General features: G+C 42.0%; 21 protein-coding genes. 10 read left to right on the plus strand and 11 right to left on the minus strand.

From position 1 onward, the window contains the following. Positions 1–42 precede the first annotated feature (42 nt). From groES to AC59JO_RS15305, 4 genes are all read right to left on the minus strand, one after another. The gene (gene groES / locus AC59JO_RS15290; RefSeq protein WP_022834050.1) at positions 43–318 is read right to left on the minus strand and encodes a co-chaperone GroES; all 276 of its coding nucleotides are present in this window, start codon (positions 316–318) and stop codon (positions 43–45) included. A gap of 176 nt (positions 319–494) precedes the next feature. Then, positions 495–1136 (minus strand): putative polyvalent protein kinase domain-containing protein, encoded by a 642-nt coding sequence (locus tag AC59JO_RS15295; protein ID WP_497306278.1) that lies wholly within the window; start codon positions 1134–1136, stop codon positions 495–497. 89 nt (positions 1137–1225) lie between these two features. Next, complete coding sequence (locus AC59JO_RS15300) at positions 1226–1987, minus strand: PLDc N-terminal domain-containing protein (RefSeq protein WP_497306280.1); 762 nt, start codon at positions 1985–1987, stop codon at positions 1226–1228. A 177-nt stretch (positions 1988–2164) separates the two neighbouring features. Next, positions 2165–4903 (minus strand): DNA gyrase/topoisomerase IV subunit A, encoded by a 2739-nt coding sequence (locus AC59JO_RS15305; RefSeq protein WP_497306282.1) that lies wholly within the window; start codon positions 4901–4903, stop codon positions 2165–2167. A 342-nt stretch (positions 4904–5245) separates the two neighbouring features. Here AC59JO_RS15305 and AC59JO_RS15310 point away from each other — a divergent pair, with 342 nt between their 5' ends. The 4 genes from AC59JO_RS15310 to AC59JO_RS15325 all read left to right on the plus strand — a co-directional run bounded on the left by AC59JO_RS15310 (position 5246) and on the right by AC59JO_RS15325 (position 9488). After that, on the plus strand, positions 5246–5911 hold the full coding sequence (locus tag AC59JO_RS15310; protein WP_413669841.1) for a hypothetical protein: 666 nt from the start codon (positions 5246–5248) through the stop codon (positions 5909–5911). 284 nt (positions 5912–6195) lie between these two features. Further along, positions 6196–8094: a DNA topoisomerase IV subunit B gene (locus AC59JO_RS15315; RefSeq protein WP_413669840.1), complete on the plus strand. Its 1899-nt coding sequence runs from the start codon at positions 6196–6198 to the stop codon at positions 8092–8094. A 243-nt stretch (positions 8095–8337) separates the two neighbouring features. Further along, the gene (locus tag AC59JO_RS15320; RefSeq protein WP_413669839.1) at positions 8338–8829 is read left to right on the plus strand and encodes a cytidine deaminase; all 492 of its coding nucleotides are present in this window, start codon (positions 8338–8340) and stop codon (positions 8827–8829) included. After that, positions 8829–9488: a GDSL-type esterase/lipase family protein gene (locus tag AC59JO_RS15325; RefSeq protein ID WP_497306284.1), complete on the plus strand. Its 660-nt coding sequence runs from the start codon at positions 8829–8831 to the stop codon at positions 9486–9488. Before AC59JO_RS15320 ends, AC59JO_RS15325 begins: the two co-directional genes overlap by 1 nt. A gap of 67 nt (positions 9489–9555) precedes the next feature. Here the strand turns inward: AC59JO_RS15325 and AC59JO_RS15330 are convergent, their stop codons facing one another. Further along, the gene (locus tag AC59JO_RS15330) at positions 9556–9984 is read right to left on the minus strand and encodes a nuclear transport factor 2 family protein (RefSeq protein ID WP_413322525.1); all 429 of its coding nucleotides are present in this window, start codon (positions 9982–9984) and stop codon (positions 9556–9558) included. Between the two features lie 173 nt (positions 9985–10157). Between AC59JO_RS15330 and AC59JO_RS15335 the strand changes: the two genes are divergently transcribed. The 3 genes from AC59JO_RS15335 (at position 10158) to AC59JO_RS15345 (ending at position 11716) form a co-directional block, all read left to right on the plus strand. Continuing rightward, complete coding sequence (locus AC59JO_RS15335; RefSeq protein ID WP_497306286.1) at positions 10158–10670, plus strand: YdeI/OmpD-associated family protein; 513 nt, start codon at positions 10158–10160, stop codon at positions 10668–10670. A gap of 49 nt (positions 10671–10719) precedes the next feature. Then, positions 10720–11055 carry a winged helix-turn-helix domain-containing protein gene (locus tag AC59JO_RS15340; protein WP_497306288.1) on the plus strand — a complete coding sequence of 112 codons (336 nt, stop codon included), beginning with the start codon at positions 10720–10722 and terminating at the stop codon, positions 11053–11055. Between the two features lie 172 nt (positions 11056–11227). Next, entirely contained in the window at positions 11228–11716 is a 489-nt protein-coding gene (locus AC59JO_RS15345) for a molybdopterin-dependent oxidoreductase (RefSeq protein WP_413669835.1), read from the plus strand. A gap of 345 nt (positions 11717–12061) precedes the next feature. On the opposite strand, the gene AC59JO_RS15350 is transcribed toward AC59JO_RS15345, so the two are convergent. Both AC59JO_RS15350 and AC59JO_RS15355 read right to left on the minus strand, forming a co-directional pair. Beyond that, positions 12062–12364, minus strand: coding sequence for a DUF4286 family protein (locus tag AC59JO_RS15350; RefSeq protein WP_090530427.1), 303 nt, complete (start codon positions 12362–12364; stop codon positions 12062–12064). A gap of 122 nt (positions 12365–12486) precedes the next feature. Next, positions 12487–14295, minus strand: a complete 1809-nt coding sequence (locus tag AC59JO_RS15355) for a tetratricopeptide repeat protein (RefSeq protein ID WP_497306290.1) — start codon at positions 14293–14295, stop codon at positions 12487–12489. A 185-nt stretch (positions 14296–14480) separates the two neighbouring features. Here AC59JO_RS15355 and AC59JO_RS15360 point away from each other — a divergent pair, with 185 nt between their 5' ends. Genes AC59JO_RS15360 through AC59JO_RS15370 form a run of 3 tightly spaced genes read left to right on the plus strand, consistent with a single transcriptional unit; the run spans position 14481 to position 18692 of the window. After that, the gene (locus AC59JO_RS15360) at positions 14481–16343 is read left to right on the plus strand and encodes a S9 family peptidase (RefSeq protein WP_497306292.1); all 1863 of its coding nucleotides are present in this window, start codon (positions 14481–14483) and stop codon (positions 16341–16343) included. A 6-nt stretch (positions 16344–16349) separates the two neighbouring features. Then, the gene (locus tag AC59JO_RS15365) at positions 16350–17996 is read left to right on the plus strand and encodes a sensor histidine kinase (RefSeq protein ID WP_497306294.1); all 1647 of its coding nucleotides are present in this window, start codon (positions 16350–16352) and stop codon (positions 17994–17996) included. Between the two features lie 3 nt (positions 17997–17999). Beyond that, positions 18000–18692 (plus strand): response regulator transcription factor, encoded by a 693-nt coding sequence (locus AC59JO_RS15370; RefSeq protein ID WP_413669831.1) that lies wholly within the window; start codon positions 18000–18002, stop codon positions 18690–18692. A 140-nt stretch (positions 18693–18832) separates the two neighbouring features. Here AC59JO_RS15370 and AC59JO_RS15375 read toward each other — a convergent pair whose 3' ends face one another. From AC59JO_RS15375 to AC59JO_RS15390, 4 genes are read right to left on the minus strand one after another with little or no spacing between them, the layout of a single operon-like run. Beyond that, complete coding sequence (locus AC59JO_RS15375) at positions 18833–19456, minus strand: class I SAM-dependent methyltransferase (protein ID WP_497306296.1); 624 nt, start codon at positions 19454–19456, stop codon at positions 18833–18835. A gap of 3 nt (positions 19457–19459) precedes the next feature. Beyond that, positions 19460–20350: a UbiA prenyltransferase family protein gene (locus AC59JO_RS15380; protein ID WP_413669829.1), complete on the minus strand. Its 891-nt coding sequence runs from the start codon at positions 20348–20350 to the stop codon at positions 19460–19462. A gap of 32 nt (positions 20351–20382) precedes the next feature. Continuing rightward, positions 20383–21672, minus strand: coding sequence for a metallophosphoesterase (locus AC59JO_RS15385; protein WP_413669828.1), 1290 nt, complete (start codon positions 21670–21672; stop codon positions 20383–20385). 15 nt (positions 21673–21687) lie between these two features. Further along, positions 21688–23193, minus strand: coding sequence for a sigma 54-interacting transcriptional regulator (locus AC59JO_RS15390; protein WP_413669827.1), 1506 nt, complete (start codon positions 23191–23193; stop codon positions 21688–21690). Between the last annotated feature and the right edge of the window lie 70 nt (positions 23194–23263).

The raw sequence follows: 23263 nt of genomic DNA on the forward strand, positions 1-23263 counted from the left end.
GAAAATTCACTAATTCAATAAATCGCTAATTCAATAATTGATTTAAAGAACTGCGTAGATGTCTGATTCACGCATAATTAAGTACTCTTTACCTTCATAGGTAATTTCGGTACCTGCATACTTACCATATAAAACCTGATCACCAACTTTTACGGTTAAAGGTTCGTCAACTTTTCCCTGTCCCACAGCAACTATAGTTCCACGCTGAGGCTTTTCTTTAGCGGTATCAGGAATAAAGATACCTGAAGCGGTTTTCTCTTCGGCTGCTGCAGCTTCCACTACAACCCTGTCGCCGATAGGTTTGATGTTTAATGACATAGTTATAACTGTTTATTTTTATTTAAGTTTTCAGTCCGACATGCAACATCAATTATGCCAAGTGGGTATTATGGCAAGTATTGACAGGATAAACTGTTTTAATGTCAGCAAAAGGTTATTTACATTTTGCGGCTTAACAATTTTTTAACCCGATGATGTCAGGATGTCAGTATGACTTAAGGATGACGGTAGAAGTTAGGCGTTATATAAAACACGGTATCAATGAAAAACAGAATGCCATTGTTGGAAAGCACATTTTCATCATGTAAATCCTCGAAAATTAATCCCAGTTCATCATTACAGTAATCGTTGTTGCGTTTGTTTAGAAAACCGTTGTAGCTCAGAAAATCTTTTACGGTCTTAAGATCAGTTGTTTCTGAGGTTAAAATAAACTCCTGCATAACAACTGAGTTTAGTATGCCATTAATTTCTTTAAATCCGAGGAAAGTATATGCTGTGGCAGGAAAGAAGTAATTGTGGATAAGCAGGCTATTGAAATAGTCCAGCCATGTTTCATAGAAGATTCCTGCATTAGTTTTTATTACATGCGAATCGTCAAAGTGATATACCTTTTGTTCAGCGCCTTCGCTTATGAAATCGATATCTTGAATCTCCGGCTTGTAAAATAGACTTTCTTTTTCTGCAAAGGCTATTAGTGCTGTTGCTTCTTTACTTTTGAGCTGCTGTTGTTTTTCAAATTTGAAGCTTGATTCCGCATTTGCTCTAAGGAAACTTTGGGTTTTTTTGAGTTGACTTGTTCGGCCAACCGATTCATTTCCGAGAATGATATGTTGTAATTCATCTTTAGCGTTTTTCATTCATAATGAATGTTCAAAAATACGATTTATTAATTAAATAAAAATGAACGCCTAAATGGCACTCGCTTGTGTTAAATGATGACGAAACCTTACGCCGTCTTCCTCGCCGCCGATAATTTCTTCAACTCATCCTTAGCCTTAGCAAACCAAGCTTTATTGCTTTTGCGCTCAACCGGGCTTAATTGCGATTGCTCATTGAGCATATCGGTGAAAATTTGCCAGGCATCGTCATCGCGGCCGGCACGGGTAAGGAACATGCCATATTCGTAACGGGGCTCAAAGTAGGAGTAGCGTCCCTTCATTAATTTAAACTCATTCTCTGCCTGTTCTTCCTGGTAAGTGAGCTCAAGCGATTTGGCATATCGGATGTGCGCTTTTGATCGGGCAAATTGCGGTAGTTTATAAAGTTTTTTAGCAATAGGAATAACCTCGTTGTACATTCCTTTTTCAAAGTAGGCTACAATGAGTTGTGCCATTACATGCTCGTTTTCGGCAAAGGCACCGGTGAGACTGTTTTGATATATTTCGAGTGCTTTATCGGTAAGTCCGGCTTCCAGATAGGCATCTGCCAGTTTAACACGATTGGCAAAAGTATCGGTGAATCTTACTTCATCTTCAAGGCGTTTAATTTTCGCTCCGGGGTTGATTACTGCCTCAACGTTTATCTTGGGTGCACGGATGCCACGATTGGACAGGATCTCGCTGTAGATATAATACAAACATCCGAATAAAGGTATTACTATAAGAATCCAGAGCCATTTTTGCTGAGTACCGCGCCGCAGGCTATGAATGATACAAAATGCTTCTAATATCAATATAAGATAATAATAATTGCCGCCGCCGAAGTACATGACTGTTTTTTATGATATAAGATTTAGTAATAATCAAAAATAACGAAAATGCAGCTGTAAACAAGGGTGTTTATAGTTGTAAAATAATTTTTTTGCTAATTGTTTGAGTATTGAATAAACCGGATTAATCTGCAGGCAAATAAAAAGCCACCCGTAATTGTTACCGGTGGCTTTGCGTTAAAATAGCCCTAATTGTCCCTGGTCGTCCATGTCGATATCATCGGGGTTGGTGATCTCAAAATCAATCTTTTTAGGAGGCTTTGGCGATTCTTCAGATTGATCGGCTGATGCCGCCGGCTCATCTTCCTGAGAAACTACAGGCTCATCTTCAATTACCTCTGTTGAGGCAGGTGTATCCTCTTCGTTATTGTCGGTTTCTGCAGTTTCAGCTTCCCGGGCAATGCCATCGCTTATCAGCTCAACTGATTTTACCGGATGTTGTGACAGGCGGTTGCCCATGGCTTTCATGCCTTTAACATCGATAATCTCTGCTAAATTCAGCTCAAGGGTTTCAGGTGTTTGATCCTTGCCTTTCAGATGTGTCATGCTGATTACCGGAGCGGTGTGACCTATAAGCACCATTTTTGATCCGGCTTCTTCGCTGATCAGGCTTACCTGCTTCCCAACTGCTATGTTTTCGAAAGTGAAACGCTTAACAAGGTAGTTTTTGGATTTGCCTTCGATATGCACCATCGAGAATACCGCCTGCGGATCGTACTTCTCAATCAAGATCATCTTATCATCAAAGTGATTGTTAAGATCAAAGCTGCTTAATTCGTAAACGCCATTGCTGAGCACGGTAAGAATGCGGTCGTCACCATCAAACTCGCCCAGGTATTTGCCACGGCTGTCGGCATTTAAGCGTTTTAAAATCTCATCGTACCAGATCTTACGTCCGGCAAGCGTTGACACACCTTTGCTTTTCAGGATGATCTTTTTAACCGGGTATTTGGTAATGATATTACCCATAGAGCCACGGCCCTTGATAGCTATGGATGCAAAATCCTCATCGAACTGTAGTTTTTTAAGTTTGGAATGAGGTTTAAGCTGTACGTTTACCACCTCGGCTTCGCCGTTAGGATTGGCGGTAAAGTATAATACTTTTGAACCTTTTGTGCCCTTGGTAAGGTCATATTCTTTATCGCGGGTAACGCCTACTACCGAGAAGCGTTTGATATAGCTGATGCCGCTTTCGCCATCTTTATATATCATATTGTAGACAGTACGCTCATCGTTCTTTTTAAACACGGCCACGTGGATGATGTCTTTCCCCACAAACACCTTGTCCTGTACTTTAGTAATGATGCAGCGTCCATCCCCCCTGAAAACAATGATCTCGTCAATGTCTGAGCAATCGCCAACATATTCAACCGAGTCGTCTTTTTTCAGGCCTGAGCCGATAAAGCCATCGGTCCTGTTAACATATAGTTTGATATTAGCTAACGCTACCTGTGCTGCTTCAACCTTGTCAAAGGTGCGCAGTTCGGTTTTGCGCTCCCTGTCTTTGCCGTATTTGTCTTTCAGTTTCTGGAACCAGGCAATGGTATATTCAGTGAGATGTTTCAGGTCGTGCTTAACCTGTTTAATCTCATTTTCCAGGGCTTTCATCTGCTCATCCGCTTTTTTAACGTCAAAGCGGGTGATGCTGCTCATAGGTTTATCTATCAGCTTTTTATAATCTTCGGGCTGTATGGTGCGATAAAACTGCGGGAAGAACGGCTCAAATAAGCGGTTCAACACTTCCAGTACCACTTCAAAATTGCCCGAGTTTTCGTACTCGGGATTTTTATACATGCCTTCCTGGATAAAGATCTTAAGCAAGGAGCTGAAGAAAATCTTCTCCATCAAATCCTTCAGCCGGATCTCCAATTCCTGTTTGAGCAGGTCTTTGGTGAAGAAGGTGCTTTCGGTAAGCATATCGTTCACGCTCATGAAGCGTGGCTTGTCATCCTGTATCACGCAGGTGTTGGGTGATATGGATACCTCGCAATCGGTAAAAGCATAAAGCGCGTCGATAGTTACATCGGGCGATATGCCCGGAGCTAAGTGGATGATGATCTCTACATCCTTAGCTGTGTTATCCTCAATTTTTTTGATCTTGATCTTGCCCTTGTCGTTGGCCGAGATCACGCTATCAATCAAACTGCCGGTAGTAGTAGTAAATGGTATTTCGGTAATGGCGAGCGTTTTTTTATCACGCTCTACAATTTTAGCCCTTACCCGCACTTTGCCGCCACGTTGCCCTTCATTATATAATGAAGCATCGGCCATGCCTCCCGTTGGGAAGTCGGGCAGCAGATTTGGACGCTCACCTTTTAATACGGCTATGGAAGCATCAATTAACTCAATAAAATTATGAGGTAATATTTTGGTAGCCAAACCTACCGCAATGCCTTCGGCTCCCTGTGCAAGCAGCAACGGGAATTTTACCGGTAAGGTGATAGGCTCTTTGTTACGGCCATCATAGCTGGCCTGCCAAATAGTAGTATCGGCATTAAAAACAACATCAAGTGCAAATTTTGATAAGCGGGCCTCTATATAACGGGGAGCCGCTGCCGAGTCGCCGGTTACCGGATCGCCCCAGTTACCCTGGCAATCAATCAGCAGGTTTTTTTGGCCTATCTGTACCATGGCATCGCCAATGGAAGCATCACCATGCGGGTGATATTTCATGGTGTTACCGATTACGTTGGCTGCTTTATTAAAGCGCCCATCGTCCATTTCCTTTAACGAATGCAGGATGCGGCGTTGTACCGGTTTTAAACCATCGTTAATATGCGGAACGGCCCGGTCAAGAATTACATATGATGCATAATCAAGAAACCAGTTTTCATATAACCCATCGAGTGAGGTAACAGTGTGTAGTTTTTCTTCATTAGGGTTGGGTGTATCGTTTTGATGCAGATCTTCACTCATTATTCAATAAAAACTTTTGGATTGGTAAAGATACGGAATATGTGTTGATGTGCAGATGCCGCAGGGGATATTTTAATATCTGAGGGATTGGAATTTATAACAAGATTGTTACGTTTGTGCGGATTTAGCGGGTAACAATTGTAAATCGGGTACGTAAAACTTATCAGTGCAGCAAATAAATAGTCGATATTGCCGTTAATAATCACGGTTAATTTGAGCACGGCAGGGTGCCGATTAATTAATTTGTTTATATATTTACCTATGGTGCTTTAGCCGGAGAATTTTTCTGCAGCTACCCCTAAAATGAAAACTATTTTGAAGTTAAACCGGCCCTTATTACTTATGGCTTTATCATTGCTGTGTTTCACAAAAAGCATAGCTCAGATAAGTCAGCGGTCGTTATATGCCCAAAATAACAAGAAACATACATCTGCAAAAGTTAAATCCGGCTATTCGAGGCCCAAAGTAGCGGGTACCGATCAGTTTAAAGAGTTTACCAAGCTTTTGGCCCAGGCCAATGTAATTTATACACCACCCAGGGGCTTTAAAGAGATCCCCGCTCCCAATGACGAGGATTTTTCATTTGATTATGCATTGCAGCTACCAGGGCAGGATTTTGAAGTGTGGTTCCAGGTAAAATCCCAGAAACAGAATTATACCAGTTATGAGCAGGGACAATATGATATTGACCGTGAAACCGAAAATCCCGACTCGATATATATCAACATGAGCAGGGCTCACGCTATTGCTTTTACCGGCGAAAGGGATAATTTTATCCGGAGCATCCCGGTTAATGTTTTAAACAGGTATAGGGCAGATGCCGGCAAATCATACCTGTTAAACCTGCTCGATTTACCTGCTACCAAGCATTACAAATATGCCCTGCTTATCGCGCTGCAGCGTAACCACACCGGTACCATTATGGCTGTTTGCTTTACTAACGATAAAGGTCCTGAGTTTTTTAAAAATGTGGATAAGGCAAGTAATTGTTTGAAGTTTAAGCCGTAAGGGGGATAACTAAACTTTACTGTGTCATTTCGAACGAACCGGAGGGGGAGCGCGTTGGGGGGAGGAGAAATCTTCTACACCATAAAAGTTTGGTAATATGGCGTATAAGATTTCTCTTTCGCGCCACCCGCAAGCCATCACGTGCTCCATCGAAATGACATTTTTCTTTTTTTTTATTTCCCGATGTTAATAAGTTGATATCTGCTCTCCGTTAATTATACCGGAAGTTTTATTTTTGCAGTTAGGCGTATTTTGCGCTGTTTTAAATTTTCTACTTTATATACATGGCAGAACCAGTTAATTATAGTGAAGATAGTATCCGCTCCCTCGATTGGAAGGAGCACATCCGTTTGCGTCCCGGTATGTATATTGGTAAACTGGGCGATGGCTCTGCTTATGACGATGGTGTTTATGTACTGCTTAAGGAGATTGTGGATAACTCAATAGATGAGTTTGTGATGGGATCGGGTCGTACCATTGAAGTGAATATGAGCGATCATAAAGTATCCGTACGTGATTATGGTCGCGGTATTCCTTTGGGTAAAGTGATCGACTGCGTATCTAAAATAAATACAGGCGGTAAATACGATAGCAAGGCTTTCCAGAAATCGGTAGGCTTAAATGGTGTGGGTACCAAGGCGGTTAACGCGCTTTCCAACTCTTTCACCGTACAATCATACCGTGACGGCCGTACCAAACTGGCCGAATTTGCCAAGGGTGAGCTCATTCGCGACGAGAGCGAAAAAGATACCACCCAGCGTAACGGTACTGCTATCAATTTTGTGCCGGATGATACCATTTTCAGGCATTACCGGTTCATCCCGGAGTTTGTTGAAAGTATGATCTGGAACTACGTGTTCCTGAACGCGGGTTTGACTATCAACTTTAATAATCAAAAGTATTTTTCGGAGCGTGGTCTTTTTGATTTACTTACCCGTAATACCGATGCTGAAACTTTGCGCTACCCCATCATCCACCTTAAAGGTGAAGATATTGAGATTGCGATGACCCATGGCCAGCAATACGGTGAGGAATATTATTCGTTCGTTAACGGGCAAAATACCACTCAAGGTGGTACGCACCAGGCAGCTTTTCGCGAAGCGGTGGTAAGAACCGTACGTGAATTTTATAAAAAGGAGTTTGATGCATCGGATATCAGGGCTTCGATTGTTGCCGCTATTGCTATAAAAGTTCAGGAGCCGGTATTTGAGTCGCAAACTAAAACCAAGCTCGGTTCACAGAATGTTGGTCCGGAAGGCCCATCGGTACGTGGTTTTATCAACGATTTTGTTAAAAAGGAACTTGATAATTATCTCCATAAAAATACTGAGGCTGCCGATGGTTTGTTGAAGCGGATATTACAATCGGAACGGGAGCGTAAGGATATTGCCGGTATAAAAAAGCTGGCTAATGAGCGCGCAAAAAAAGCGTCGCTTCATAACCGTAAATTGCGCGATTGTAAAGTACATTTTGACGATACGCACGAACGTAAACAGGATACCACACTGTTCATCACCGAAGGTGACTCGGCCAGTGGGTCAATCACCAAATCGCGCGATGTGATGACCCAGGCCGTGTTCAGCTTAAAAGGTAAACCGCTTAACTGCTTTGGCTTAACCAAAAAAGTAGTTTACGAAAACGAGGAATTTAACCTGCTGCAACACGCTTTAAATATCGAAGACGGCCTTGACGCTTTACGTTACAATAATATTGTGATAGCTACAGATGCCGATGTGGACGGTATGCACATCCGCCTGTTGCTGATGACCTTCTTTTTGCAGTTTTTCCCCGATCTGGTGAAAGCCGGTCACGTTTCAATCCTGCAAACGCCATTATTCAGGGTGCGCAATAAAAAGGAAACAATTTATTGTTACAGCGATGAAGAACGCCGTAACGCTATTGCTAAACTGGGTAACAAACCCGAGATCACCCGATTTAAAGGTTTGGGTGAGATTTCACCCGAAGAGTTTGGTTTGTTTATTGGTAAAGATATGCGCCTTGATCCGGTAATATTAAGAGATGCCAATGTAAAGGCGCTCCTGGAATATTTCATGGGTAAAAATACGCCGACCCGCCAAATGCACATTGTTAACAACCTGCGGGTTGAAAAGGATGATGAAACCATCAACCCAACAATAGCTAAAGAAGCCGAGGCTGAAGAAGAATTGCCTGTAGCAGTTTAATGAACCTTGATTTGCCTGATTGGAGGATTTCCTTGAGTTGCTTAGCATATGAGGATACTTCAATCAGGCAATTTTATATCAGGCGATCAAATAATCTTAAAAATTTAGGTTAATAGCATTTGAGGAAGACTCTAATCAGGCAATTTTTATCATGGAAATCAAATAATCCTAAAAATCAGGGTTCTTATTGAAAAATTTCCTTATCTTGTTTCCCCCGATTTTTTTAACAAGGGTTGATAACATATGATAAGTCACGAAATTAAAATAGCCTTTGATGAATACGAATCATTGGCCGATCTCCATAAAGCCGACAGGCAACTATGTCTCGAAGCTCAGAAAGCATTAAAAAACTCACATTCTCCATATTCAAAATTCCGTGTTGGGGCAGCACTTCGTTTGCAGAGCGGTAAAATTATCTATGGCAGTAACCAGGAAAATGTAGCTTACCCATCTGGTTTATGTGCCGAACGTGTAGCACTGTTTAACTGGGGCGCCAACCATCCCGATGACCCTATTGAGGCCATGGCGGTAACCGCTCATTCAGATGATTTTCCAATTGTGAAGCCAATTACTTCATGCGGATCATGTTTGCAGGTATTAGCTGAATGCGAAAAGCAGCAAAATCAATCAATAAAAATTATATTGCATGCAGAAGATGGCCCTGTATGGATCATCAAAGGCATTGAAAACCAATTGCCGTTTTTATTTTTTGAAGAACGCATAGCTACCCCGTAATGAAATTAAAATTTCTTTTATTCTTTATTGCCATCGCCTTTAGCGCCGGTGTTTCGGCACAACAGGGCTTCCCGTTTGATAATGAGATCAGGGCGTTTAAACACCAGGATAGCCTGAACTTCCCGAAACCAGGAGGTATTTTGTTTATCGGCAGTTCATCTATTCGTAAGTGGACAGATCTGGAGCAGCGTTATGCCGGCAAGCCGATTATCAGGAGGGGAGTAGGCGGGTGTGAACTATGGCAGGTTGCTGATTATTACACGCCTTATATCCTGTTCCCGTATAAGCCACGCAAAATTTTTATTTATGCAGGTGAAAATGATATTTCGGCAGGTAAATCAGCCCAGGCTGTTGCCGCTTCATTTGCAAAACTATGGGAACTGATCCATCAGAAATTACCAAATGCCGAGGTGTATTTTATGTCGATAAAGCCGAGCCCGGTTCGCGCTAAATATTACGATGTGGTTTACACTGCTAATGAGCTGGTGAAAAATTACCTGAAAGGAAAACCAAAAAGCTATTATGTTGACCTGGTTCCGTCCATTTACAAACCAGGTACCACCCAGCCCGACTCAAGCTTGTTTAATAACGACTACTTGCACCTTAATAGCAAAGGTTATGATAAATGGCAAAAGGTGCTTGATCCATTGGTAAAGTAAATAAAAAAGGCCCCGCACCAACGGGGCCTTTACCTACTTACATATTAAACACTAAACTAAAACTTACTTATTTAAAAACGCTGTACACGTTTGTGATTTTCCAGCCGCTGCCTGTGTTGGTAACGGTTACATAGTTGCTACGGGTAAAAGTGCTGTATTTCATATCAACTTTCACCACGGCCAGGTCATTATTGCTTTCAACAATTGAAGTGCTGGTAATGCAATCCTGCTCGGTATTTTTATTGGCTTTTAATAAGTCAACTACTTCGGTTTTGGTAAAACTTAATACTTTAGTACCGCGTAACATGCTGAATTTAGCCGATTGGTCTACCACTTCGTTAAAGCCTTGTATTTTGCCGCGGGTCATGGCATCTATATAGGTGTTGATAGCGTAGTTTTTGGTTAAATTATCGCCTTCTATTTTATTGGTTGCTTTTGCTGCAGTGCCTATTACTAATAAGGCTAAGCCAAGCATGATTGATTTTAAGGTTTTCATATTGTTGTTGTTTTTTAGGTTTTTAACTTTTAAATTGTTTTTATACTCATAAGACATCGCTACTATGCATTACGTTACAGCCTGTACAACTAAATATGACGATTTAACAAACATTTAACATTTTCGCATATTTTTTAGAGATCATGATAACAATATGCCGTTAAATAATACTTATGGTTGATTTTAATACCATTATATTACAGTTTGCCGAACAGGGCGAAAAAACCGGGTGGACCTACATTGAGATTCCGGCTGATGTGGCGCAGGAAATGAAGCCCGGTAATAAAAAGTCATTTCGCGTAAAAGGCAAATTGGATGAGTTTGAAGTGCGGGGCATGGCACTGATGCCCATGGGCGAAGGAAATTTTATTATGGCCTTGCGAAGAGAAATCTGTAAAGCTATCCATAAGCATCGCGGGGCCATGCTCAGGGTACGCCTTGAACCCGATAACGATTTTAAATACATTGTTCCGGACGATTTGCTGGAATGTTTGGAATATGAACCCGAGGGCGGCGATTTTTTCAATAGTCTTGCCGAAAGCCACCGCGGGTATTTTATTAAATGGATAGAGAGTGCTAAAACTGAAATAACCCGTGCTAACCGGATAGCACAAACAGTGAACGCTATGGTGCGCCGTATGGATTATGGGCAAATGCTTCGGGCTCAGAAAAAGGCACGGGAATAACATGGGTTATGCTACTATAACCGGGTAAATTTGATAATCAATTTAATTAATGGACATCCCTTCATATAAACTTAACGGCCGCATCTGGATAGAAATAGGTGACGACAAAGTGCTTGGTCATGGTCGGGTTGAGTTGCTTGAGCGCATTCATGCCTCCGGCTCCATCAGGCAGGCCGCATTACAAATGAAAATGTCATACAAACAGGCCTGGGACCTGGTGAACCACATGAACGATGGTTTTAAACAGCCACTGGTAGTTTCAAAAAGGGGAGGAAAGGGTGGTGGGGTAGCCTTACTTACGCCATTTGGGCAAGAGATTATATCCCAGTTTAAAGATCTGCAACAAAAGTTCTTTCGGTTTTTAGAAGAAAATAGTAAAAAGTAAAAGTTTTTAGGTTTTTGTTGTCAATGAATTAAAAATCAGCATCGATAGCAGATTGGTTTATCGAATCTATTTTGCATTTTGCGTTGTGCTTTTTAAAACATAACGAAATTTCCATCTGAGATAAGCGTTTTGCATATCTACATTAATCAACAAAAAATCAAACGTCATACCCATGAAAAAATATACCCTGATATTGCTGTTACTGACAGCCGGTTTTGGAACCCGTGCTCAAACAAAAGAAGCAGTAGTAAAAGTAAGCGGAGAGGTGACAAATCCGCTCATCATCGGCAGTGCCGACCTGCAGCAATACAAACAAACAACAGTTATTCGTAAAGATCACGACGGGAAAGACCATACCTACTCGGGCGTAATAGTATCCGAGATATTGACAAAAGCCGGTGTTACTATGGGCGCTGATTTACGCGGCAAAAACCTGATTAAATATCTTTTAGTAGAAGCCGGTGATGGCTATCAGGTAGTTTTTGCGCTCGCTGAATTAGAAAAAAGTTTTACCGACCGGGCTATTATCCTTGCGGATAGCGTTGATGGACAGCCCTTAGCCCCTGCAGATGGCCCGTTCCGCATCATTGTTCAGGACGAAAAGAAGCCAGCGCGTTGTATAAAGCAGGTTACGGCGATGAAGGTAATGTTTGCGAAGTAGGATGGTGATATTAATTGAAATACTATTTTAGAAGCTTCCCCTTGGTGTTATGTTGCTTTTGAATTGAAATTTAGCCAATAATATTTGCAAAAAGGGGGTTAACACTTTTTTGGCCTAAAAAACACTTAATTATCTTATTATAAATAGTTTAAGTAAAAAAATAGCGCTAAATTCTGTTAACCCTGTTAACCCCTTTTTGCAATAAAATTAATTCAACCGAAACTATATATCGCTCAAGTATCTGAAAACAAAAAGAGGCTGATCAGTATACAACCTCTTTCTATATGCCATAGTAGTGTGCCAGAAGTATGTAGCTTAACGCCCTGCACCCCTGGCACAATTAACTTATTCCACCTCTTCCATCAGGGTGTTAAACATCACAAACTTTTCGTTGAATTTTTCCTGGTGGGTGGCCTGAAATTTATGCAGGTGGTTCATATAAAACTGCTGAAAGTGCTCAATGCTGTCCGCATTGTATTGAATGCAGTAGGTAACCCCTTCGTTAGGCGAATCAATAACAGTAAGGATCCGGTACGAGCTGAAATGCCCGGTAGCCATGATGGCCGGGATATGAATGGTTTTGATATAGTTAAGCCATTCGTCATGAATGGTTTCATCAATTATTATGGTGTCGTTGTATACAATCATCTTCAAAAATAATCATTTTCAATTGATCATTAAGTCATCTGGTCATTAAGTCATTGGTATGGTGTAAAACCAATGTCGTTTGCTAAGTAATGACTTAATGACCCAATGACTTAATGACCTGATCAGGACGCATCCGTTTTATCGCCTCTTAACAGTCTGAAGCGTTTGCGGGCTTCGTTGATCCAGAGGCTGCCGGGGTAATCGGTTATGATTTTCTGGTAATAGGTTTTGGCGGTGGTTTTATCGTTAAGTCTGTTTTCGTAAATATCGCCTAACATAAATACGGCATCGTCGGCCCATAAGTCTGCGGGGTGCTCTTCAACAATTTTCTTTAAGAGGGGCACCGCAGCAGCGTAATCCTTTTGCTGTATCAGGATGCGCGATTTCGACATCATGATATCATCATCTAAAGCATTATTCGGGAACCTTTTGCCAATGCTGTCCAATATCATTACTGCTTTTTCGGGATTTTGAGCAAAGATCTGCAAATCGGCACGGGCGTACATTTTGAGTGCAGCCCCGCTGCTATCTGCGGCAAGGTTATCCTGTATCAGCAGCAGCAGGTTAAGTGCATCGTTGGCTATTAACTGCGATGTAGCAACTTTCAGCACATCCAGTTGCCCTTTCGCCCAGGTAAAATCGCCGGTGTAATAAGCCATTTTCGCATTTCTGAATACCGCATCCTGCCCTATGGCCGTGGCCGGAAAATCTTTTTCAACCTGGCTGTAAAGGAGTGTTGCTTCCCATGGCTGGTTATTGAGCAGGTAAATATCTCCTAAGTCAAGCTTGCAATCGGCCAGTAGGGTGGGCTTAATATCGCTGAGTTTGATAGCATCCTCCAATAGTTTTTGGGCATCTTTTAATTTGTGCAGTTTAAAGGCCTGCAGGTTAGCCAGTTTTTGCATGGCAAATGCCGTACTGCTGTTGCGGCCAAACTCGGTGAGCAAATCATTATAATCTTTTTCAAGCCCAAGCAAATCTTCCGGCAGGTATTTGCCCGACGTTACTTTCTGGTTTTTGGTATTGATAAGCTCAATTTTTGAGGGGATGTACAGTGGTGTTGTTTTCCCTTTGCTGATAATATACTCGTACCCGCGGATAGCTTCGTCATAAGCTTCGTTGGCAATGAAGGTTCGGCACAGGTCATAAATGCTATTGCCATCGTCATTTTGCCGTCGGCTTAGTGCCAGCGCCTGGTTAAGCGCCAGGTCAAATTCCTTTTGCTGCAGGTATTGCCAGGTAAGCAGATCGGCATAAATGGTTTGCTGCGGATCTTTTTGAATGCGCCTCAGTAAGGCCGTTTTAAGCATGTCATAATCTGCATTACCCTCGTATACATTTGAAAACGCGTTTTCGGCCTGATTGATGAAGTTGGGGTTTTGAGGCAAAAAGTTCAGGTATTCATCGGTTAGGGATACTTTGTCACGTTTAAAACGGTAAAGGTTAATGAGCTCGTAAGTAAATGCGTTGTCGTTTTTAAGCAGCTTACGCCCCTGCTGAAAAATTTTGATGGCATAATCAATATTTGCGCTCTGGTAAAATTGGGATGCCAGCGCAGCTATTTCCCCCTGATCGGCTGGTAGGCTTTTGATCAGATCGTCGTAAATAGCATCAGCCTTGCTCATATTGCCTTGCTGCGTATAGATGTTGCCCATCATTATGGCATACTGGTGATCGTCAGGATGACGGCGGATCAGTTTTTTGGTGATGCTTTCGGCCTCGTCAAATTTCTTAAGATTGAGCAGCGTATTTACATACACGCTATAGTAATTCTCATTGTTTTGTTTGTATAGTTTTTGGTAAATTTCGAGTGCTTTTTGCGGTTCGCCGTTAGCATTGTATTGCTTGGCCAGCAACAGTTCGTTATCCTGTGCCAACACACTGCTGCCGAAGCAAAAAACAAAAATAATAACGGTATATAAAGCCCTCATTTGTTCAAAAATAATCAATTAATAGGATTGATTAAGCTGGTTTGTCTGTATTATTTATATAACGGCATATAAGGGTAAAATTATAGTGACATCTTGATAACATCGAACTTATTTATCTAATTTGACTCAATTAATAAAATAGGGTACTTGTAACTATGCTGGGCCGGGTCAGATTTTTTCTTATTGTGAGTTGCATCATTGCTTTCTTTTCCTGCAGCAGGAATAAGATAAGGCAAATACCTATTATTGACTTTTTTAAAACACCCGAAAGGAGTTTTTACCGCATTTCGCCCGATGGTAAATATGTATCATACCTTAAGCCATTTAAGGATAAGCAAAACATTTTTATACAATCATTGGCCGATGGGAGGGAACGGATGGTTACCCAATTTGAAGATTACTCTATCAGGGGCGATTATTTCTGGACATATAATAACCAGCTTGTTTTTTCGCAGGACCTCATTGCTACCGATTCGGTTAAAATGTATGCCTTTGATGTGGCTACCAATAATAGCCGGATTATATTATCGCTCGGTAATGTGAGAATAGGCCTGGTAAACCGCAACCGGCAGCAACCAGATATTATCACCATTAAAACCAATGAGCGTGATCCTGGCAATTTTGATGTTTATCGCCTCAACGTAAAAACCGGCGAAATGAGGACTTACCTGCTTAACCCTGGTAATATTACTGAATGGTTTGCAGATGCCGATGGCCGGATCAGGTTGGAGAGGGCATCAGATGGGGTTAACGAAACCATCTTATTTCGGTCGGATGAGGATAAGCCTTTTAAGCCTATTATCGAAAATAATTTTAAGAATGCGGTAAGGCCTATAGCTTTTACGGGCGTTAAAAATTATTTCTACGCGCTATCAAACGTAAACCGCGACAAGACGGCCCTGGTTGAGATCAATGCAGAGGATGGTAAGGAAGAGCGGATAATTTTTAGCTGCAATAAAGCGGATATTACCAGTTTTGAGTATTCGAAAAATAAACACCGGATAGAATTTACCGGCTGGGATGAGGCTAAACCACGCAAGCATTTTCTGGCGCCTGATGTTGAGCAGATGTACCAAACTATTCAGCAACAGCTTAAAGGTAATGAGATCAGGGTAGTTGACCGCGACAGCTCCGAGAATAAATTTATCCTCAATACTTATACCGACCGCACCCCCGGGTCATATTATCTTTTTGAAAAAAACACCGGCAAGCTAACCAAGCTAAGCGATATCAACTCAAGCCTTGTACCGGCCGAGTTATGTGCCATGAAACCTATATCGTACCATGCACGCGATGGCTTGCTGATAAATGGTTATTTAACCCTGCCCCGGGGTGATAAAACTGAAAACTACCCCGTAGTAGTTATGCCTCATGATGGCCCCTGGGCACGCGATACCTGGGGATATGACGATCAGGTACAATTTTTAGCCAACCGTGGTTATGCCGTGTTCCAGGTTAATTACCGGGGCTCAACAGGCTATGGCAAAGCTTTTCGCAGTGCGGGGTATAAACAGGTAGGCGGCAAAATTCAAGATGATATTACCGATGGGGTACACTGGCTTATTGATACCAAAGTTGCAAACCCTAAAAAGATCGCCATTTTTGGCGGTCGTTTTGGCGGCTTTTCGGCACTTTACGGGGTGTCATTTCATCCTGAACTATACAGTTGTGCTGTGGTACAATACGGGCTCATCAACTTTTTTACCTATATCAAAGATGCACCGCCATTTGTTAAGCCGTATTTAAAAATGACCTATGAAATGGTTGGCAACCCCGAAACAGATGCCGACCAGTTAAGGGCCATATCGCCTGTTTTTCATACCGATAAAATTAAGGTACCTTTAATCATATTCCAGGGTGCTAAAGATCAGCGGGCCAATATCAGTGAGCTTAACCAGTTTGTGCGTGAACTGCGCAAACGTAACGTTGATGTGAAATACTTTTTAAAACCCAATGAACGTGCATATTTCAGGAGCGAGCATAACCGTATGGAAATGTATGCCGAAATAGAGAAGTTTTTGGATAAGAATATGCGGGTTAAACCATAAGCCGACATGGCAGTACAGAAAAACGCTTACCGGCAAAATTTTACTTTGATCACCATTTTCCTGGTGTTCATATCCATAACTTTTGTGGTAGCCTTGTTTATATCTTATAACCTTACCGCCAAATACGTTGAAAATGAGTTTGCTTCAAAAAAGATAGAAGTATTAGAGCAAACTATTAAACCTTACAATGAGTTTTTTCAGAATAAAATCCCTGAGATTACTTCATACCAGGGTTTTCTTGATTCGGCATCGGCAGGTAAATATGCGGCCTCTGTTTTTCATGATTATAGCTTTGTACGCCGGGTTATTTTTTATGATGCCCTCATTGGCGGCACAACAAACATGACTGTGCGTAAAAATAATTTGAGCATAGCGGCTAAAGCCGTTTACCAGTACTGGCATGTTAATAATAAGGTTTACGGAGCAGAACAACGGAGAACTGCCAATGAGGATGATTTCAGGGAGATGGCCATTAAGCTAAGTAATTATGTGGCCTTTTCCGATACCTCCCGGGTATCAAGCCAGGATGAGCTTTTTAAGGCTTTTTGGGATGTAAAGCCCGACAAGATCAGTTATACCAATATCTTGCGCCGGGAGGATGTACGTATTTATCGTGATATGCAAATGCAGGGTAACAGCAAGGGAGCTTCATACAAGCAAAATATGATGACCTTTTACCTCGACCCATACCTGATGAAGGTAAAAAATACGCATCCCGAACTTTATGAAAATGTCTCGATCACGCCGGTTGTGTATGACCCTATCGATAGTGAAGGTGATAAACTGATTACCGAGGTATCATTTCCCGGTGCTTTTTCTGATTATAAGTTGTTCTTCAGTTCGGCGCAGGGGTATTTAACAGCAGAAATTAACCGTCGCTTTATGCCCATTGGAGCCATTGTGCTGTTAATGACCTTGTTTTTAATGCTGATAGGCTGGCTTATTTACCGCAACCTTAATGTTAATATGAAGCTTTTTAAGCTTCAGTATGATTTTATTAACAACTTCACCCACGAGTTTAAAACACCTGTAAGCGTAATTAAAATTGCAGGCTCCAACTTACGCGGCGATGGCGAACTTACCGAAAGGCAGCGCCGCCATTATGGTAAAATATTGGATGAAGAAGCTGATAAGCTGAACGAGCTCATGAACAAGTTGCTTTCCTTTACGCAGATTGAAAATAAATCCATTACTTTAAAAGAGGAAGAGATTGATATAGAGAATTTTATTAGCCGGTATATTGATACCTTTAAAATTAAGTATGCCGACTTTAAAATTAAATTTAAAATAAACGGGGTTGAAACTTTTTACACCGATCCGGTATTATTAGGAAGTGTTTTCCAGAATCTTATTGAAAATGCCTATAAATATTCGCACCCTCAGCAAAAAGAATTGTTTATCAGCATTTCGCATGAAAGGCGCAATATTGTGTTTTCATTTGCTGATAAGGGGATAGGGATACCAAAAAATGAATTAAATAACGTTTTTAAAAAGTTTTACAGGATAGAAAATCAATACAACCAAAACGGGAGCGTTGGCCTGGGTTTGGCATTTTGTAAAGAACTGGTTAATTTTATGAACGGTGACATCACTGTTTACAGTAAGGTTAACGAAGGCTCGGAATTTATAGTTACGCTTCCATACGAAAATTAAGATATGAACAAAGAAATTAAAATTGCGCTGGTTGAAGATGACGAGAACCTGCGTTTCCTGGTTGCAGAGCGTTTGCAATCAGAAGGTTACAAAGTACTGGAAGCTGGCAACGGTAATGATGCTGAAGCCATGATCCTGGCCGATCAGCCCGATATTGTACTGTTGGATTGGATGTTGCCGGGCAAGCCAGGCTCGGAAGTTTGCGCAAATATCCGTGAAAAAGGGTTTGATAAGCTCATCATTATGATGACCGCCAAGGCCCAGGATGTTGACAAAATTGAAGCTTACAACTTCGGCGTTTCTGATTATATCACTAAGCCTTACAATATGGATGTGCTGGTGGCTATGATCGAAAATAAGATCAAATTTTCGCTTAACAGCGAAAAACCTGAGTCATATCGTTTTGCCAACATGGAGCATCTACCTAACACGCACCTGCTTATCCGCGATGGTCGTAAGATAGAGTTGACCATCCTCGAAAACAGGATTCTCCTTTACTTCCTCAAAAACAAAAACAAGGTCATAAACCGCGAAGAACTGATGATGGAAGTTTGGGGTTACAATGCCGATGTAAACACCCGCACCCTGGATATGCACATAGTACGTCTGCGTAAAAAAATCGAAACCAATGCCGATTCGCCGCAGTACTTACAAACCGTAAGAGGGATAGGATATAAGTTTGTTTATAATCAGTAGTTTCAGTTTGCAGTTCTAAGCGGGCAGTTTGCAGGCCTTTAAAACCATGTCATTGCGAGCGCAGCGTGGCAACCGCACGTAGGTACAACCGCCTTGTATAGCATGCGATTGCTTTGTCGTTCCTCCTCGCAATGACATTTTCAAGATATTCGCCTGTACACCCTCGCCACAATAAAATCTCCGAAAAAGGTTTTATCCTCAATTACGCTATACCCGGCGGTACTAAAACGCTTTTCAATGGCTGGTAACCTGCTGGCTTCTATACCGCAAAGCAGCCTGAAAAAAACAAACATGCTTTGGAGCATTACATTTTGCCACCAGCGACCGGTTAGCTGAAAATCGGCGTTAAGCCACAGCCCGTCCGGTTTGAGCAGGTTATGCAAATGATTAAAGACGTTGTCTACCGTTTCATCCACAAAGTTATCGAACAGGAAAGGCGTTATAACCACGTCAAAGCCGGCAGGAAGTTTAACGTTTTCAACAGGATCGTTAATGAAGGCAACTATGTTTTCACCGGTATGCCTTTTCTGCGAGAGGGTGGTCATGTTAGCCGAAATTTCCACATAGGTAATATCTAAGCCTGATGGATGTATTTTGGTGAGTTCTTCCAGTATCCAGCCGGTGCCGCCGCCTGCTATGAGTATTTTACTTTTTGGCGGGATAAAGCCCAATAAATACACCTGCGCGTTTATTAACGCCCGGCCATATACCAATCTTGAAAGCCGATCATAAAACCATGCCGAGTTGTTATAATTGGCAGCCATGTTTTAATGAAGGAAGTATTTAAGAGCATTGAAGGTAACTACAATAACATACTGTAAAATCAGCACGCCATCCATATAAAAAAAGTAGTAATACTCATTCTTTTCCCAGGCCGATTTAAAAATGAGCCAACCCGTAAGGAACATGGTAAGTGTGAGTGCAAAAAAATCAAGACTAAAGCCGTTTTGCCTGAACAGGAACATCAGCACAATATATCCGGCAAGCAGCACCTGGCAAAACAAATAAGCATTTTTTTCGCCCCAAACTACCGGGATGGTTTTTAAGCCCACTTTACGGTCATCAAAAAGATCGCGGATATCAAAGGGTATTGTTAGTGCACCTATAAATAAAAAGCGCTTGGCTATGAGAATGGTAGTATCGCGCATACTGATATCGGTGAGATGGTTATGCATCGACTCCAATACCGGGAACAACACGCAGCTCATTGTCCACACCAGCGTTATTAAAAAAGGCTTCAGACCGGGGATATTTCGCAGGCCAAATTTATGATCGCCAACGGTAAACAGGGGCAAACCATAACCAAACGAAAGGATGCTAAGGAATATAAGAAGGATCTTTGATTCAGTTGTGATTATAAAGAATAGTGGGATTAGCGACAGCAGCGAGACAATGGTAAACGTTACCATGAGCCTGTAGTGTGCAAAAAACCATCGTACCCTTTTATAGGGTGACCTTTGAGGCTTGGCCGGCCGGGTGATGAGGATACAGAAATTGTAAATGCCCAGGGTTGATGTAAATAACAAGCCCAATACAGGGAATACTGGTTTTGACCCTATTAAATGAAATGTTAGCAAGGCTTGTGCTACAGCACAAAGCGACATGAAAATATTACTGAAGAGCAGAAAATCTAATACAGACTGTAGTAATTTCTTCATCGGTAATGGGGCGCAGTATATGCCTGGATCTTTTAAGAAATCGGTAGCGACGGATCGTGGCCTGCTTTTAATGTAAATATCGTAATCTCCGGCAATATTCCAACCCTGCCGGTTAAGCCAACAAAGCCAAAGCCAACATTAACATATAATTGTTGCATATTTTCCTGATAATGGCCTGCCCACTCCTTATAAACATAGCTAATAGGGCTATACTGAAAATGTTCGGTACGTACACCAAACTGCATGCCGTGGGTATGGCCCGCAAACATGGCATCAATCTGCGGATACTTAGGTAATACCTCGGCCCGCCAGTGAGATGGATCATGCGAAAGCAGAAGCTTTACCGGTAGGTCATCTGTATTTTTAACGGCCAGGTCCATACGTCCATATTTAGGGAAGCGGCTGTATTCGCTCCAGTTTTCAATACCTAAGATGCCTATTTCCTCTCCATTTACTTTGAGTCGGCGGTTTTCGTTCCTGAGCAGGTCCCAGCCCATGTTTTTGTGAGTGGCTATCAAATCGTCATGGTTTTTCTTTTTAGCTGCAGGAGAATCCCAATCGCCATAGTCGCCATAATCATGGTTACCAAGCGTAGAAAAAACACCAAGAGGTGCTTTTACCTTGCTGAAAATATCCTGGTAATCGCTCATTTCGCTTGCCTCACCGTTAACCAAATCGCCGGTGAAAAAAATGAGATCAGTTTTTTCCTTCAACAGCATTTCAACGCCGCCAAGCACTGCTTTTTTGTTATAGAAACTACCTGAATGAATATCTGAGATCTGCCCTATCCTTAACCCATCAAAAGCCTTTGGCAGGTTGGGCAGGTACATGGTTTGATAAAGTACATGATAGTCGTACGATGCTCTTGGCATGGCACTTTTAATGGCGGCTAATGGAACAGCAGCAGCAAGTAATCCGGCCTTTAACAGAAACTCCGAACGGGGGATGGTATCGGTGGTAGCAGCAGTTTCTTTATTGGTGGCGGTGGCAGGAGCAGTTGCAGTTTTCTTTCGTTTTAAAGTAATTTTTCGTCTGATATCATCGGCAAAAATGAACAGTATAAAAGTGAATTTGCAAATGAGCAGGATAAACGTAATCAATAAACAGGCTGCACGTACGCCAGTACCGGCTATGGTAATATAGCCGCCTGTTAAGAGCGCAGCTACAGTAAGGGCCGATGTTGTCCAATAAAAAATGGCGAATGCTTTTGATTGAAGCAGTCGCCATTTTTGGAATGCGCCGCGGATTCCGTGTAAAACATACCGGTCCGTCAGCAGCTCAATTATGATCCAGAATAAAATACTCAGCGCTTTAAAAATCATACCAGCGCCGTATATTTAGTATCTGTCGTCGTCAATATCCAGGTCGTCATCATCGGGCTGCAAGTTAAATAAACTATTAAACATATCCGAAAACGCGAAGCCATTATCAAGGAAACCTTTGTTCAGTTGTGAAAACTCCGACAGGCCGTGAAGTACAAATTCCATCAGCAGCAATTGCTGACTTTCGCTTAAACGCGGGTGGATCTTTTTAACCAGGTCTTTCAAACCGGCAACCTCTTCCAGGGCTTTTTTGTACTCCTGCATTGGCATATCATCAACCAAAGCTACATTGTTGCCATCGCCAAACCAGTTAATGATGGCTGCATATGGATTAGGGGCTTTAGCTTTCTTGGCCTTTTCAGGGTCAGGGAAAAATGAGAGTAATAAGCTTTTGATCGCTTTGCCTATCAGGATGTTGGCCACTTTACCCGGCCCTTCCAGCTCACCCTCGTAAACCAGCTCAATTTTACCGGTAATGGCCGGGATTACGCCTAAAAAGTCGGTGATACGTACAAAGGTTGTTTTTTCGTGGTTGATGATCATCCTGCGCTCGGCATTGCTGATCAGATTTTCATAAGCCGAAATAGTTAAACGTGCCGATACGCCCGATTTTTTGTCGATGTATTCTGAATTGCGGGCTTCAAAAGCAATTTGTTCAACCAGGTTTTTTACCAATCCATCAGCCTCAATAGCTATACGCTGATCATCGGTGAGCGAAGCTTCCTGCTGGGTGATCTTACGTGAAATTTCAACAGAGCGCGGATAATGCGTCAGGATCTGGCTTTCGATACGGTCTTTAAGCGGTGTAACAATCGAACCACGGTTGGTATAATCTTCAGGGTTGGCGGTAAATACAAACTGTATATCCAGCGGCAAACGCAATTTAAAACCACGGATCTGGATATCTTTTTCCTGCAGGATGTTGAACAGTGATACCTGGATGCGTGCCTGCAAATCAGGCAGCTCGTTGATAACAAATATACCGCGGTGCGCACGTGGAATTAAGCCAAAGTGGATCACTCGCTCGTCTGAGTAGGTTAATTTTAAGGTGGCAGCCTTGATGGGGTCAACATCGCCTATTAAATCGGCAACAGTAACATCAGGCGTAGCCAGTTTTTCGGTATAACGCTCAGAGCGGTGGATCCAGCCGATAGGGGTATCATCACCTTTTTCAGTAATGATACTGTGCCCAAACCACGAAATAGGGTTGTAAGGGTCATCAAACAATTCTGATCCTTCAATATATGGAATATACTCGTCAAGCAGGTTAACCAACAGGCGGGCAATACGGGTTTTAGCCTGGCCACGCAAGCCTAACAACAAAATGTTATGGCGCGACAGGATAGCAGTTTGCAGGTCGGGAATAACAGTATCTTCAAAACCTATGATGCCTTCAAAACCACCTTCGCGTTTTTTAAGCTGTTCAATAAGGTTAGCACGTAATTCATCTTTAACCGAACGGCTCTTGTAGCCCGTTTGCTTTAACTGGCCGAGGGTTTTAATATCTAATAATTTACTCATTCGTTTGTTATGATTTCACCGATGTTTTATGATTCCACCGATTGATTTTGTTTTAATACTCCCCCTTTAG

This window comes from Mucilaginibacter sp. A5337 (assembly GCF_059690695.1).